Genomic DNA, 13,641 nt, shown 5'->3' with positions numbered 1-13,641 from the left:
TGAAGGGGATTTTTTATGGATGCCAATATGTCTCTATTGCCGAAAATCTGTGAATATCTCAACGTTAATAATCAGTTTTCTCTATTAAAAGGCTCTGATCTTTCAAGCCAGCTTTGTCACGCGTGGTTTATTAGCCAGCAGCCTGACCATGTTGAATATCAGGTTGCCTGTGAACTTCTTACCATAAATAAACACCATCCTGTCTTAGAGTTTTTAGATGCGTTTGTACCGGACGCTGAAGCCGAGCTTTCACATAACTATGATGAGTTACCCGAAGGCGATCATCCTCTGTGGCAACTATTCAGCCCCGAAGCTTTAGCGGCTAAATCGACACCCGAAAAGGTAAGAGAGGATATTCACCGCAATCGAACTCTGGATAATATGGCCAAGTCGTCACAGGTTATTACAGATGTCGCTGAACAGGTCTTGTTCACGAGTAATGTGTTATTGGGTGTGCCACTCCGAGGGGATGATGTTAGCCACTTAACTTTGGGGGAGTGCTTCCATCAAACCTTAAAGCAGGCTCAAAACCAGCAGCAACAGTATTGGTACGATCATCCGATTCCTGTTGGTATCTCTGCCGAAGAGAATGAGATCCTTTACGGTTTAAAGCACCTTGATAAAGCGTTGGCTGGAGAAGTAGACCGAGGCAACCTTGCACCAGACGCTAAGGCAACTATCGTCCTGTCATGTTCGGTGACACATCCTGCGTTGGCAGGTATTGCGAAACAGTATGTCGAGTTTGAGATCAACACCCACCTAAACCTCAAGCACCTCAATGTGGCAGTTTTTGGTGAAAGTGAATGTCTTGAGGTGCTGCGTCATGCATTTCCAGAGGCGAGTGATGACCTTAAAGGCGTATTCGGAGTAAACGGGGCATATGGAAGACACTATAGCTTCCTTAAAGCTGTTGCGCCTTTGTGGCAAAAAGCAGTGAATCCAGAGCTCAAAGCCACATTCAAAATTGACCTTGACCAAGTGTTCGACCAAACCATGCTCATCAACGAAACGGGCAAATCTGCGTTTGAACACTTTTTGGATTCTAATTGGGGCGCTAGTGCAGTTGATAACAATGGTCACAAAGTCAAACTGGGCATGATTGCTGGTGGACTGGTCAATGAATGCGATGCTCACTTGGGTCTGTTTACCCCTGATGTGACGTTGCCGACGGGCAGTGATTATGCCATGTTTGAGCAACTGTTCTGTGCTCGTTGGGGGCAGGCTATATCCACTCAAGAAGAAGTCATCAGCCAGAGAGATGACATCCAGCGTGTGCATGTCACCGGCGGAACCAACGGAATCTTGATCGACGCACTGTATGAGTTCCAACCTTATACGCCAACGTTTATCCATCGAGCTGAAGATCAGGCATTTATATTGTCTGCCTTAGCTAACCCAATCGATGATCATTACCTTGCGTACAGTCATCAACCCGGGCTGATTATGCGCCACGATAAAGAAGCGTTTGCGGGACGAGTCATGGAAGTATCGGAGGCTGGAAAGGTGCTCGGTGATATCGAACGAGTGCTGTTATTTAGTGGCTACGCTAAACAGCATCCATTAGGAATTGAAGCGTTAAAAGAAAAACTGTATCCCTTTACCGGTACGTTTGTCTCGAAAACGCCAATCGCACTTGCACTGTTGAGGTTTATGTTAGAAGGTTGCTATCGCAACAAAGATTACTTAGATGATGGTGCACACCGCTTGGTTAACTGCTTGAATTATTGTAAAAATGATTTAGAGAATGAGGTCATCTCCAATCAAAAAGGTTGGCAAGAGTACTATTCACAACTGAAGGACGGAGTATTGACGCCACAAGCGGTTACCTCCGTCGGTCGTTGTCAGTTATTGGTCAGTGAGTGCTAAGGATATTATGTCGATAAAAAAACTAGCAGAACATTTAGGGCTCTCTAAATCTACCGTTTCGCGGGCGTTAAATGGATACAACGATGTAAACCCAGAGACTCGACAAAAGGTGTTGGCTGCGGCAAAGGAGATAGGCTATAAACCTAACCCAACAGCGAAGCGTCTCGCATCTGGTAAATCAAGAAACGTTGGTATCATTCTACCGGCTAACTCGCGGATGTTCGTTTCACCCGCCTTCTCAAAAGTATTGGCGGGAGCTTCAGCATTTCTTGCTCGTCATGATTACCAACTGATCGTAACAACGATTGCTGATTGCCAAGATGAGAATAAGGTCTACTCAGATTTCATTGAAAGTGGCCTGATCGATGGGCTTTTTATTGTTCGTACACGCAGCAATGATGAACGTATTGCCATGCTAAAACAGAAGCAGTTTCCTTATATCTGTCATGGTTACGATATCGGCTTTGAGGAAGATTGCTTTGTCGACGTTGACAATGAACATGCCTTTTATCAAATGACAAAACGTCAGCTAGAGCATGGACATACGCGTATTGCTTTCCTAGACGCGCCTATTGAATTGACGCTCTCTCAAGCTCGTAAGCGAGGGTATGTTAAAGCTATGGAAGAGGCCGGTCTATGTGCAGATGACCGTTTATTGCTCAACGGTGAACTGAACGAAGAAGACGCGATCAAGATGGCAAAAGAGGTATTGTCATTAGCTCATCGCCCAACGGCGATCTTGTGTGCTGATGACACCATGGCGTTAGGTACGATAGCGGCTTGTGAGGAGCTTGGTTATCAGCCAGGTGTCGATATTGCGATTGCGGGCTATGGTGATTATGAGCATAGTCGTTACAGCAAACCTTCCATCACGACCTTGCATTACGATACGCATAGTGTGGGCGAAGAAATGGCCAAACTGATGCTTAATCGTTTGGAGAACAAGGGTTTTGTGATTCAAAACTGGTTCGAAGCGGCAATTGTAGCTCGTCAATCTGACAAAATCACAAATAAGGCATTAACCTAATCCAAACTGAGCAGCCTACAGCTTAAACAATGGTAGGCTGCCTCCTTAATGCTCCGATTGTTTGCATGTTTTACCATCGGCTGAGAATTCACCTCTACCTATTCCTCGCTAGTCTTTACCATCCGCTCTAACCTGATGCTTGTTATAACCGACAATCATGGATCGCAAGCAATGAACTTAATCGTCAACGTGCACAAAAGTGTTCGTAAACTCGGCTTTGAGTGGGCTACTCGTCAGGCATGGAAGTGTGGAATGAAAGCCAACTTGGTGAATCGAGTGATTGGTGTTGCTCGTGGGCAAGTGGTGTGCGTGATAGATGGCGCACGAGCCGAACTCTCTACCGAGTTGAATAACCCTCACCATCATGAAGAGAAGCAAGGGCGATATGTGTTTGTTGGTGGAGTAGTGTGGGAGCCAAACGACCTGCTAGCTCCAGCTTTCCCGGAATTTATGTTTATGCATGTTCGCAACTTGGGCAGTAAGCATAAATACATGACCGACGACGAGCTGTTCTTCAATTTGGCTTAACCAATGATCGCCTTGTTTATTAAGTGCTTGATTGGATCTCTAGCGGTTTTGCTTATTGCGATTCTTTCAAAAAGTAAAAGTTTCTATATCGCTGGGTTAGTGCCACTATTTCCTAGCTTTGCGCTTATCGCTCATTACATCGTGGGTACTGAGCGCAATATGGAGGCGCTTCGTATGACGGCACTGTTTGGGATCTATTCATTACTCCCGTATGCCGCCTATCTATTGGCTGTGTACTATTTCAGCTACTTCTTAACCCTAAGTGGGACCTTAGTTTCCGCTGTTATGGTATGGGTTCTTTTCGCAACCGTTTTATTGGGAGTGTGGAACAGAACCATGGTGGTTGCGGCTTAAGAGAGGTGCTCTTTTATCATGTAGCTAATGTATTCCTTATCAAGTGGTTTACCTATCATGATTTGATGATTTAGCAATCCCAGAATTAGGGTATAAAGCGCTTGTTTGTTGTTCTCTGAGACATAATGGCCCAATAGATCTAGGTACTTTTGATTCGCTAACATCATGCTAGGATCTCCTGCGACCTTGGTCTCGCCGATCACTTCGATATAATCTGTGACGAGCTGCATTTCCTTGAAAAAGCGAGGCGCCATTTGTTCAAAGATGGCAATGAAATTCTCTATCTTCTGCTCGTTTGTCGCACCTTGGCTGACAGGTTGGCCTGTCAAAGCATCAGCGTCAACGTTCACCATTGCTTCAGTGGCTGCCTTGAAGAGTTCATCTTTGCTTTTGTAGTAGTGATAAACCGCGCTTTTACTCATTCCTAAAAGTTCACATAACTGCCTCATTCCAACATTTTTGTAGCCGTGTTCCAGAAACACACTTGTGGCATTAAGAGCAATATCTTTTCGTCTTTGATCGTGGTCGACAATTTTAGGCATTTCATTCACTTACTTCTCAAACAATAGAGCGGATTATAGCACAGCTATTTCTTTTTGGACCGACTGGACAAAAAAGAACTTTACCTGTGCTAGTGAAAGAGGTAATTTAAAAAGACCAATTGGTCTATAAAAGGGTTTGATGATGAAAATTGATTGGCAAGTCCCAGATGCTCGAAGTGGATTTATGGGAAAAATAGACAGGCTAATTGGCCCTGGAGCCACCGTCGCAGAAAAAAAGCTTCAGCTATATATACCGTTTTTGGCAGGTTTCGCTGTTGTGTTCTATAGCGTCTTGGTTCCGCTGAATTGGTCGTGGGAACAAATGTTGGTCGCGGGTTTACTCACGATAGATATCTTAGGCGGGATTATTACTAACGCCACTTCTAGTGCAAAACGATGGTTTCATCGTGAAGGGGAAGGGTTTAAGCAACATATGACGTTCATTACCATTCACTTCGTCCAGTTAACGTTATTTAGCTGGATGTTTTTGGATATGAATCCCGTGTGGGTATTGATGGCTGGGGGATACATGATGCTTGCCTGCGTATGGATACTAATGACGCCACTGTATTTACAGCGACCAGTAGCGTTGTGCTTTTATGCGTTGAGTATCCTACTGTCTCTCTATGTATTTGAAACGCCGAAGGGGCTAGAATGGTTCTTACCCTTGTTTTACTTGAAGCTTCTTATTAGCCACATTCTCAGAGAAGAGCCTTATCGCCCAGATAATGAGCCCACTAGTCAATCTCAGGAGGAGGTCAATAATGAAAGATAAAACCGAAGTTCTTGTTGTTGGTGCAACAGGGTATTTGGGCTTGCATATTGTTGATGAGCTTACTCGTCGAAACACTCCGTTTAAAGCACTCGCACGCAACAAGGTTAAGCTACTCAAACATGGCATTGCAGAGAACCATATTGTAACGGCAGAAGTCACTAAGCCAGAATCTCTAAACGGTGTGTGTGATGGTGTAACTACCGTTATCTCTTGCTTAGGCATTACTCGCCAACGTGATGGGCTTTCTTATGCTGATGTTGACTATCAGGCGAATCTCAATGTGTTACAGGAAGCCGAGCGTTCTGGTGTTAAACAGTTCATTTATGTCTCAGCCTTTAACGCAGATAAATACCCAGAGGTACGGTTGCTTGGGGCCAAAGAGCACTTTGCACAACGCTTACTTTCCTCACGGATACCAGAGCCCAAAGTTATTCGTCCAAACGGCTTTTTCTCAGATCTTGAAGCAATCTATCATATGGCGTCAAAAGGAAAAGCGTATGTATTCGGACAGGGGGCGGTGCGGCTCAACCCTATTCATGGACAAGATCTAGCCCGCTTTTGCATTGAAGCGATGGATATCAATCAAAGGGAGTTTGCTGTCGGTGGGCCGGAAGTCCTGTCTAATCGAGAAATAGCGGAGCTAGCGTTTCATGTGCAAAATAAGAAAGCCAATATCATCGGATTGCCTGACTGGATAAGAAAACTAGTCTTGATTCTGGCAAAACGACTGCCTGAAAAGTGGGGAGGGCCTGTAGAGTTCTTTTTGACTATGTTGCAAAAGGACGCTATTGCACCATGTTATGGTCAGCATACTTTGGGGCAACATTATGCTCAATGCTGCCAAGATGAAGTAAATTGACCCAAGGAATCCTGCATCCCAAAACCGATGCAAAATCTGTCGTTCGTTTTATAGCAACAGAACGAATTGAAGAGCTGGCAAAGCGAGAAGCGCTAAAGTGGTTAAAGGACAAGCAGCTTATTTGAGTGCTTTAACCACTCTAAGTGCTAGAGGAACATTTAGGCACGTTTTAAGTATTGTTGTTTCGTCATGCCATAAAACAACTTAGAGTCAAAACCTAGCGTGGTTTTGTAGTAATCAGCGTGCTCGCCCTCTCTGACATAGCCACATTTTTCTAGCGTTTTGTATGAACCAATATTTGAACCGTAACAGTCGGCACAGACTTTATGACTATTAAGCTCATTGAACGCTAACTCAGTCATAAGTTGACATGCACGAGTAGCAATACCTTGTCCCCATGCGAGCCTTGGAAGTTGATAACCTACTTCGCGGTTGCCCTCTAAGAACATAACTTGGGTTATGGCAGTCATCCCCATGTATTGTCCTTGATGGTCTCGAATGACAAATGTTGGGTTATCGGGCCAGCGCTGCTCTTCGAGTGCTTTTTCAGTATCTTCAACAATGGGAGCAAAAAATCCTAGGTATAAGGCTTCGTCTGCTGGAGCAAAGAATAGATATTGATTTACTTTCTCGTCGTCAAACATCTTGAAGATATCGACGAGATCCTTTTGTTGGATCAATTGGATAGATAGCGTTTCATTAAACGGTACTGACTCGCCGTGTTTTAATTTTGAATATGACATTGTTTACCTCGTTATTTGCGGGCCATGTTAATGAACTTTTCCAAAGACGAATTGTATTTTTGCGACAAATTACGTCTCAAAGTCGCCATAGATGTCTATAGTAAGGTCGCGCTGATTCAGGTAGCGATTCGGTGTTCGTTTGATTTGCTGTTTGAGTTGTTTTATGAGGTGTGATTGGTCGCTAAAACCAAATCGTTGAGAAAATGCAGCCCAATTAACAGACTCTGATTCTCGGTACAGCGCGAGCACCATCTGTTCCAGCTTTAGCATTGATTGGTATTTCTTAATACTGAGCCCCATAACTTGGCGAAAGTGCCGCTCAAGTGTGCGCCGAGTGCTATTGCAATCTTGCGCCAGTTGTTCAACATTTAGCTCACTGGCTTCATCACTATTTAGTTGGTTAGCGATAACGGAGAGAGCCTTAGAAACTAATGAATGGGCTTTGTCTTGTTGATAGCTTATTCCTAAATATTCAAGCTGCTTTTCTATACAACTGACGACTTCTTGTTGAGATATACAGTCGAGTAACGACGCTTGAAATGACTTGTCAAAGCGTAAGGCTAACCAATCGTACCAGCCACATTGATTTAGTATTTCAGAGGATTGTGGATTGAGTAAATAAAGTGCGTCAGGTTGAAAGGTGATGCCAATGCGCTTTAAAGGAGCCATATCATCCATTAGCAACAAGTGTTCGGAGGCCGAGAGTAAATGACTACCTTGCCCACTCATTACCTGTTCGCCATTGTCATAATGGTAACGCTGCTCCGGTGGCGTAAATAACAGGTGAGCCCTCGGGTTCGGGATCAATTGTGGAGGCGAACTAATTATCTCGTTAGGTTTAACCTCTAGATACCAAACTTGATGAATTAACCATTCGTACCCTTCAAGGGACTGCTTCCAAGTGATCATTGATACCGTGTTGTTGATTTAGGGGCTTTGGGTTAATTGTAAATTAATTTGTGAGGAGCTGGTATGGGTATGTGTTGTAGTGCTGCGAGTGGCACTCTCATTAGTGATAAAGGTTACTAATATTTCAGTAGGCTGGCTCAAGCTTATTTTTGGACAAAAATAAGTTACAGAAAATTGCCTATTTACAACTCATGAAGAATGAAAAGTATAGTCGCAAAATAGCAGACTAATCATTTCTTTCCGCTTGCTGTTTTAGCAGTGCTGATATAAATCAAGTTAAGAAGATTGATGTCAAACCATGCAAACCAAATCACGATAAATAGCAGCGCAAAAACGGCGAACCCGGAAAAGCTAAGATGATGACTCAAGTAATTTCCCAGAACGAAAATCTATACGACATGAGCCAGATCGTAAAAAAGCTAATTCAATACACATGATCACCGCTGGTCTCCGTATCCAAATGGTGCTTAGGTTTACGCCACAATGGATGTTTCTTGGCCAAATCCATACATTTACGTCCTTTACAAAATCACTGCGCTAAGTCGCATGTTTTGTCCAGTATGGTAACCCTACCAATAATTTCAACTAGTAGACTTTGGGTAACCCAGATCGGCCTCACCGCTTAAATGTTCACTCCAATCAAAAAAATAAAATCATATTAAACATGGAGTTAATGGCTATTCGACAGTTATTCATGGTGGTTACCAAATGTTAACTAATTGAAGTAGAAATGCAGGTAACCATAATAAACCACAAGACAGCGAAATCATTCATCGCTATGTAAAACAGTCAAATCATCTAAGGGTTAATATCATGAGTAACGTTCTAATCATTAACGCACACGAACCATCTCCATTTTCTGAAGGCAAACTAAACTCAGCTTTGGTTGAAAAAGCACGCACCAAGTTAGTGTCAAAAGGTAACGAAGTTCGCGTAGTGACAATGCAAGATGACATCGTCGTTGATGAGCAACTGGCGAACTTTGAATGGTCAGACCGAGTGATCCTTCAGTCACCTGTCAACTGGATGACCATCCCATGGTCTTTCAAGAAATACATGGATGAAGTATTCACTGCGGGGATGGGAGGCGCACTCTGTGCCTTTGATGGTAGAACGCCAGAAGAACCAAAGAAAAATTATGGAACAGGCGGCACTCGAACCAATACCAAATACATGCTTTCTTTCACATTCAATGCGCCAGAGGAGTCATTTAATGATGATGGCGAATACCTATTCCAAGGTCGCAGTGTGGATGATTTGATGTTCCACATGCACGCAAACTTCCGCTTCTTTGGCATGACTGCACTGCCAACGTTTGCTTGCTACGACGTGATGAAAAACGCAGACATTGAGAACGACTTTGCTCGCTTTGAAGCACACCTAGACGCACACTTCTAAGGAGTTAGTCATGAGTACTGAATTTACCTACTACAATGCAGAAACGGCCCCTGCCGAGTCTAAAGAACTGGTCGATCAGTCAATAAAAGGCTTCGGTATGCTGCCAAACCTGCACGCCGTTCTCGCCGAAGCGCCGGCAACCTACGAAGCATATAACACCGCTTTCGACCTGTTTATGAAAAACACAACGTTCAGTCCATTGGAGCAGCAAGTGGTCTTTATGACCGCAAACTTTGAAAATAACTGTCATTACTGTGTTCCGGGCCATACATGGATGATGAAGGCGGGTAAAATGCCAGATGAAGTGATTGAGGCATTGCGTGAAGGTACCGCCATCCCTGATGCGAAGCTGCAAGCACTGCATAATTTTACCAAAGCACTGCTTGATAACCGTGGCCATATCGGCGATGAAAAACTGCAAGCATTCCTCGATGCTGGATTTACCAAACGCCAAGCCCTGGAAGTGCTGACTGGTTTATCTGCAAAGCTTATCTCAAACTTCACCAACGCATTGGCACATACTGAACCCGATGCGCCATTCCAGAAGTTTGCGTGGATGCATCCTAGCGAACGTTAAACTCAGTCAAAGATATCAAACGCAAATCAAAGCACTGTTTGCCGTGTGAGTACAGTGCTTTGAGTGGGAAACTCATATGAATAATACAATTAAGCTCGACATTATTAGTGATGTTGTCTGTCCGTGGTGCATCATCGGATACAACCATTTAAAAGCGGCTATCAAACAGCTTGGCATTGAAGATCGCATCGAGATTGAGTGGCAGCCTTTTGAATTGAACCCTGATATGCCTGCTGAAGGCGAAAACCTTCGAGATCACGTTGCTCGTAAATATGGCAGTAGCGCAGAGGAAAGTAAGAACGCGCGCATTCGTATCGCCAGTATTGGGGCAGAGCATGGCTTCAAGTTTAACTACTTTGATGAAATGAAAATGGTGAACACCTTTGACGCACACCTTTTGCTTGATTACGCCAAGAGTTTGGGCAAGCAGACTGAGCTAAAATTACGTTTATTTACCGCATTTTTCAGTGAGCAGAAAGACGTCTCTGACCGTGAGATTCTTAAGCAAGAGCTAATTTCTGTAGGTCTTGAACCCGAAGAAGGAATGCGTTGGCTAGATGATTTGCAGCGACGAAGCTCAGTCCTTAGTACAGAGAAACAATGGCAAAAAATGGGCGTATCGAGTGTGCCAACGGTGATTTTCAATGGAGAACATGGTTTTTCTGGCACGCATCCAGTGGAAAGCTACAAACAGATCTTAGCTGAGTTAATAGCTCAGGCGAATCAATGCTAGGTTACTAAAAGTATACTGGTTGTAACTTGTTTCTTAGTATCCTATCTTTTCTAACTAGTTGTGACCTCAACCTCAGGAGCCCAGATGACATACTCACAAAAACTAAAAGCGGGTGACGCTTTTCCTATATTAGAGGCAACAAAGCTTGATGGAATCAAAGTCAAGCTAGGTCAACCTCAAGGTGATGCAACATGGCAAGCGGTGTTTGTCTATCGTGGTAAACACTGTCCACTTTGCACCAAATATTTGAATGAAATTGAGACCTATAAACAAGCATTTAGTGACTCAGGTGTTGATATTCTGGCAGTCTCTGGTGACTCAAAGCAACAATTGGAGCAACACCTAGAAAAGCTCGATATCAGTTTTCCGATCGCATATGGTCTTACGGAGCAACAAATGAAGACTCTGGGGCTTTATATATCACTACCACGCTCCGAAGCTGAAACCGACCATAACTTTGCAGAGCCAGGGTTGTTTGTCGTCAACGAACACGGCAACCTACACGTGGTAGACATATCCAATAACCCATTTGTTAGACCTGAGCTCGGTGCACTGACCCGAGGTTTGGCATGGATTCGTAACCCAGAGAACCACTACCCAATCCGTGGCACACTAGACTACTGAACCGCCAGTTCGAGATACTACAAGGCAACCATATTGGTTGCCTTGCTACGTTAAAGAGGGAGTTAGATAAATGTAGCTCTCGCTATTTTAGCTGTACATTGTTGCTTTCAGACCATTTTCTCAACTCATCGAGAATTGTTAAAGCACTGCGCCCAAACTCGGTAAGTTCGTAGCTGACTGCCAGTGGTTTTTCATTGAGCACACGGCGTATTACCATGTTTTCACTTTCTAGCTCTTTTAGACGCTGATCGACCATCTTCTTGCTAGCACCGCCCAACATTCTAGAAAGATCATTAAACCTCACTGGGCCATCTTTCAGATGGTAGATGATGGAGCCCTTCCATTTGGATCCCAAAATCCTCATACCTTTTTCGATCGCACAAGGCTCGGTACAGGCGTCCGCTACGCTTTTACGCCCTTTTTGGTCAACTTCAACTTTTGCTTTCATACAGCCCCGCATCATTTTGAGAAACCACGTAATCTATTAGCATTGATAATAACGTCACTCATAGTTATAGAATAAGCACATCGAATAGGTGCACAAGTGGGCATCTAATTGAGAGTATCTTAAGGTGTATTTTAGTTACCTAGAGATTGAACCACAATCAGTATACTTTTAGTAACCTAGNNCTTCTGTTTTACTAAGTGCCAACTGTGAAGGTTCTGGACAATAGCTTGCTAGCGACGCAGCTAAATTAGCAATTAATGAACTACTAGAGGCATGAAAAGAAGTAGACAATTAAGCTAGAGATTATTCTCTAGCTTTCATGATTTAACCAAAAAGCAACAGTAAGATTTATCGAGTGTGAAGCCCGCCATTCACATCAATAGACTCACCGTTTACAAACGTGTTTTCAATACAAAACTTGATTGCAGAAGCAACATCGGAAGCAGTTCCATTTCGTTTTAATGGATTGTTCTCACGCCATTCTAAAACTTGCTGATTGGTGCTCATCTTTTCATGAAACGGAGTCTCAATGATTCCAGGAGAGACTGAATTAACTCTGATCTCTGGTGCAAGCTCTTTAGCTGCACCTCTGGTAAATGTATCTACCGCTCCTTTTGCCGCTGCGTATAACGTTGTACTAGGGCCGCCGAGTCTTGATGCTATCGAGGTTAAATTCACAATACTAGGGGAGTCTGATTTCTTTAATAGCGGAAGAGCCAGAGAGGTTACTTTAAATAGGCTGAACGTGTTCAAGTTAAAAATCGACTCCATCGTTTGCCAACTAAAGTTATCAATACTTTCTCTTGTCACCATCCCACCCGCATTATTGATCAAGGCATCGAGTTTATCCGTCATGCCAGTCACTTGCTCAAAGAGTCCAATACACCCTTCTTCTGTGCTTAAATTCGCTTTGACGAAGTTAACGCTCTTAGCTTGATAGTCTTGCAATAGAACCGATTGTAAAGTGAAAGCCTCATCAGAAGAGTGGTAATAAGTGAGAATTAAATCGTTGTTTTCAGCGAGCACCTTCGCTGTCTCTGCACCGATTCCTGTACTTGCACCTGTGATTAAATAAGTAGCCATAATTACCCTTCTTTCAAGTTTGCTTCGTTATATGACTTGATAAACATCTGCGCGTTTTGTCTAATTTCTTCATCTGAAAGATCAGGTGAATATAAGGAAGCTCCTAACCCGAAACCATCAATGCCAATATCCAGATATGGTTTCATGCTGTTAACCTCAGGGTTGATGCCGCCAACAGCGAAACAGAGTGTCTCTTTAGGTAAAACGGACTTTAATGCTTTGACTCCACTGGTACCAAGCAATGTGACTGGAAACAGCTTAATGCCACTCGCACCTGCCTCAAGTGCATTAAAAGCCTCCGTTGGAGTAGCCACACCTGGGTACACCTGACAGCCCNNTCAATACCCTGTTTGATAACGTCTCCGTTGTAGTTTGGTGTAACAATAAGCTCGGCTCCCGTCGCAATGACTTGCTTGGCAAGTTCGGGCGTCGTTACTGTCCCTGCTCCAATCAAATACTGGTTACCAAATTCTTTTACCATTAGCTCAATGCTTTTTAGCGCATTGGGTGAATTTAGTGGCACTTCAATGGCTTTAAAACCACTATCAATCAGGATGTGACCGACACGAAGCGCGTCTTTAGGTTCTATACCTCGTAAAATCGCAATAAGCGGAACATCTGTTTTTGGATTAAATCGCTGAGTCATTTCCAATTTCCTGTTTTATTAGTAGCATGCCATCAATAAAGCACTCATCGCCGTTAAAGAACTCACTCATTTTATGAGTGGTTTCGCACGCAATTTGATAGCGGTTGCATAGTTTTCCATTTCCTACCAAGTAGGTTGATTCGCTGGCAAGCTCTTTCAATTCGCTTCCAATAAGTACTCCCGACAGAAAGTCATCCACTTCTGTCTCATCTATTTGGGTGAATATTTTTCCAGTTCTTGCCTTAAAAATTTGACTCGTCGCACCGCCATTTTTTGCAGACAGCACGCCTTTCACGAATGCAGTATGCGATTGTTTTTGTTCCGGAAGATCTCTCCCAATAATGGTGTGTTCTCTGATCGCCGAAAACAACTCCCCTGTCATAAAGGAATCGAACAACACAAGTTCATCATTTTGAACAACAACGTGCTTGCTATGCGTGCCTGGTAAAACCGCTGTAAAAGAGCCACTGCTCAGCTTATTGATAAGGCCGAATACTTGTACTTCCTCCCCTCGCATAACATCAAATTC

18 protein-coding genes and 2 pseudogenes are annotated in these 13,641 nt (G+C 43.6%); 11 read left to right on the top strand and 9 right to left on the bottom strand.

The window, feature by feature from the left end; genetic code table 11:
• The first annotated feature begins 15 nt into the window (after nucleotides 1-15).
• From HW45_RS12960 to HW45_RS12945, 4 genes are all read left to right on the top strand, one after another.
• On the top strand, nucleotides 16-1,866 hold the full coding sequence (locus HW45_RS12960; RefSeq protein WP_038227311.1) for a hypothetical protein: 1,851 nt from the start codon (nucleotides 16-18) through the stop codon (nucleotides 1,864-1,866).
• 7 nt (nucleotides 1,867-1,873) lie between these two features.
• Entirely contained in the window at nucleotides 1,874-2,893 is a 1,020-nt protein-coding gene (locus HW45_RS12955) for a LacI family DNA-binding transcriptional regulator (protein ID WP_038227308.1), read from the top strand.
• Nucleotides 2,894-3,064: 171 nt separating this feature from the next.
• Nucleotides 3,065-3,421: a hypothetical protein gene (locus tag HW45_RS12950; protein WP_038227306.1), complete on the top strand. Its 357-nt coding sequence runs from the start codon at nucleotides 3,065-3,067 to the stop codon at nucleotides 3,419-3,421.
• 3 nt (nucleotides 3,422-3,424) lie between these two features.
• The gene (locus HW45_RS12945) at nucleotides 3,425-3,775 is read left to right on the top strand and encodes a GlpM family protein (RefSeq protein WP_038227305.1); all 351 of its coding nucleotides are present in this window, start codon (nucleotides 3,425-3,427) and stop codon (nucleotides 3,773-3,775) included.
• Here HW45_RS12945 and HW45_RS12940 read toward each other — a convergent pair.
• The gene (locus HW45_RS12940) at nucleotides 3,772-4,317 is read right to left on the bottom strand and encodes a TetR/AcrR family transcriptional regulator (protein ID WP_038227304.1); all 546 of its coding nucleotides are present in this window, start codon (nucleotides 4,315-4,317) and stop codon (nucleotides 3,772-3,774) included. The genes HW45_RS12945 and HW45_RS12940 overlap by 4 nt on opposite strands.
• Before the next feature lie 142 nt (nucleotides 4,318-4,459).
• Here HW45_RS12940 and HW45_RS12935 point away from each other — a divergent pair, with 142 nt between their 5' ends.
• From HW45_RS12935 to HW45_RS30195, 3 genes are read left to right on the top strand one after another with little or no spacing between them, the layout of a single operon-like run.
• Complete coding sequence (locus HW45_RS12935; RefSeq protein WP_051868047.1) at nucleotides 4,460-5,092, top strand: hypothetical protein; 633 nt, start codon at nucleotides 4,460-4,462, stop codon at nucleotides 5,090-5,092.
• Complete coding sequence (locus HW45_RS12930) at nucleotides 5,082-5,951, top strand: SDR family oxidoreductase (protein WP_038227303.1); 870 nt, start codon at nucleotides 5,082-5,084, stop codon at nucleotides 5,949-5,951. The genes HW45_RS12935 and HW45_RS12930 overlap by 11 nt, the downstream gene beginning before the upstream one ends.
• Complete coding sequence (locus HW45_RS30195) at nucleotides 5,948-6,076, top strand: hypothetical protein (protein WP_268745554.1); 129 nt, start codon at nucleotides 5,948-5,950, stop codon at nucleotides 6,074-6,076. Before HW45_RS12930 ends, HW45_RS30195 begins: the two co-directional genes overlap by 4 nt.
• Before the next feature lie 33 nt (nucleotides 6,077-6,109).
• Here the strand turns inward: HW45_RS30195 and HW45_RS12925 are convergent, their stop codons facing one another.
• Together HW45_RS12925 and HW45_RS12920 are read right to left on the bottom strand one after the other, a co-directional pair.
• Nucleotides 6,110-6,694 (bottom strand): GNAT family N-acetyltransferase, encoded by a 585-nt coding sequence (locus tag HW45_RS12925; RefSeq protein ID WP_038227302.1) that lies wholly within the window; start codon nucleotides 6,692-6,694, stop codon nucleotides 6,110-6,112.
• Between the two features lie 69 nt (nucleotides 6,695-6,763).
• A complete protein-coding gene (locus HW45_RS12920) occupies nucleotides 6,764-7,603 on the bottom strand; it encodes a helix-turn-helix domain-containing protein (RefSeq protein WP_038227300.1) in 840 nt (279 codons plus the stop codon).
• 813 nt (nucleotides 7,604-8,416) lie between these two features.
• Between HW45_RS12920 and HW45_RS12915 the strand changes: the two genes are divergently transcribed.
• The 4 genes from HW45_RS12915 (at nucleotide 8,417) to HW45_RS12900 (ending at nucleotide 10,935) form a co-directional block, all read left to right on the top strand.
• Nucleotides 8,417-9,001 (top strand): NAD(P)H-dependent oxidoreductase, encoded by a 585-nt coding sequence (locus HW45_RS12915; protein ID WP_038227299.1) that lies wholly within the window; start codon nucleotides 8,417-8,419, stop codon nucleotides 8,999-9,001.
• Between the two features lie 10 nt (nucleotides 9,002-9,011).
• Nucleotides 9,012-9,578, top strand: coding sequence for a carboxymuconolactone decarboxylase family protein (locus tag HW45_RS12910; RefSeq protein ID WP_038227298.1), 567 nt, complete (start codon nucleotides 9,012-9,014; stop codon nucleotides 9,576-9,578).
• Between the two features lie 76 nt (nucleotides 9,579-9,654).
• Nucleotides 9,655-10,311, top strand: coding sequence for a DsbA family oxidoreductase (locus tag HW45_RS12905; protein ID WP_038227296.1), 657 nt, complete (start codon nucleotides 9,655-9,657; stop codon nucleotides 10,309-10,311).
• 84 nt (nucleotides 10,312-10,395) lie between these two features.
• A complete protein-coding gene (locus tag HW45_RS12900; protein WP_038227293.1) occupies nucleotides 10,396-10,935 on the top strand; it encodes a redoxin domain-containing protein in 540 nt (179 codons plus the stop codon).
• An 82-nt stretch (nucleotides 10,936-11,017) separates the two neighbouring features.
• Here HW45_RS12900 and HW45_RS12895 read toward each other — a convergent pair whose 3' ends face one another.
• From HW45_RS12895 to HW45_RS12880, 6 genes and pseudogenes are all read right to left on the bottom strand, one after another.
• Nucleotides 11,018-11,383 (bottom strand): winged helix-turn-helix transcriptional regulator, encoded by a 366-nt coding sequence (locus HW45_RS12895; RefSeq protein ID WP_038227291.1) that lies wholly within the window; start codon nucleotides 11,381-11,383, stop codon nucleotides 11,018-11,020.
• Nucleotides 11,384-11,731: 348 nt separating this feature from the next.
• Nucleotides 11,732-12,466, bottom strand: coding sequence for an SDR family NAD(P)-dependent oxidoreductase (locus tag HW45_RS12890; RefSeq protein WP_051868045.1), 735 nt, complete (start codon nucleotides 12,464-12,466; stop codon nucleotides 11,732-11,734).
• Between the two features lie 2 nt (nucleotides 12,467-12,468).
• Complete coding sequence (locus tag HW45_RS30355) at nucleotides 12,469-12,612, bottom strand: hypothetical protein (protein ID WP_235225494.1); 144 nt, start codon at nucleotides 12,610-12,612, stop codon at nucleotides 12,469-12,471.
• A gap of 30 nt (nucleotides 12,613-12,642) precedes the next feature.
• Nucleotides 12,643-12,780: pseudogene (locus HW45_RS30350) on the bottom strand (2-dehydro-3-deoxy-6-phosphogalactonate aldolase); the annotation flags it as partial.
• Between the two features lie 80 nt (nucleotides 12,781-12,860).
• Nucleotides 12,861-13,112: pseudogene (locus tag HW45_RS30345) on the bottom strand (2-dehydro-3-deoxy-6-phosphogalactonate aldolase); the annotation flags it as partial.
• A partial coding sequence (locus tag HW45_RS12880; protein ID WP_038227288.1) for a 2-dehydro-3-deoxygalactonokinase occupies nucleotides 13,096-13,641 on the bottom strand: 546 nt, incomplete at its 5' end. The gene HW45_RS12880 and the pseudogene HW45_RS30345, both read right to left, overlap by 17 nt.

Origin of the sequence: Vibrio sp. ER1A (assembly GCF_000733315.1) — a bacterium.
GTDB classification, from domain to species: domain Bacteria; phylum Pseudomonadota; class Gammaproteobacteria; order Enterobacterales; family Vibrionaceae; genus Vibrio; species Vibrio mediterranei.
The sequence above is the reverse complement of the archived record's forward strand: the minus strand, read 5'-3'. Positions and strand labels throughout refer to the sequence as shown.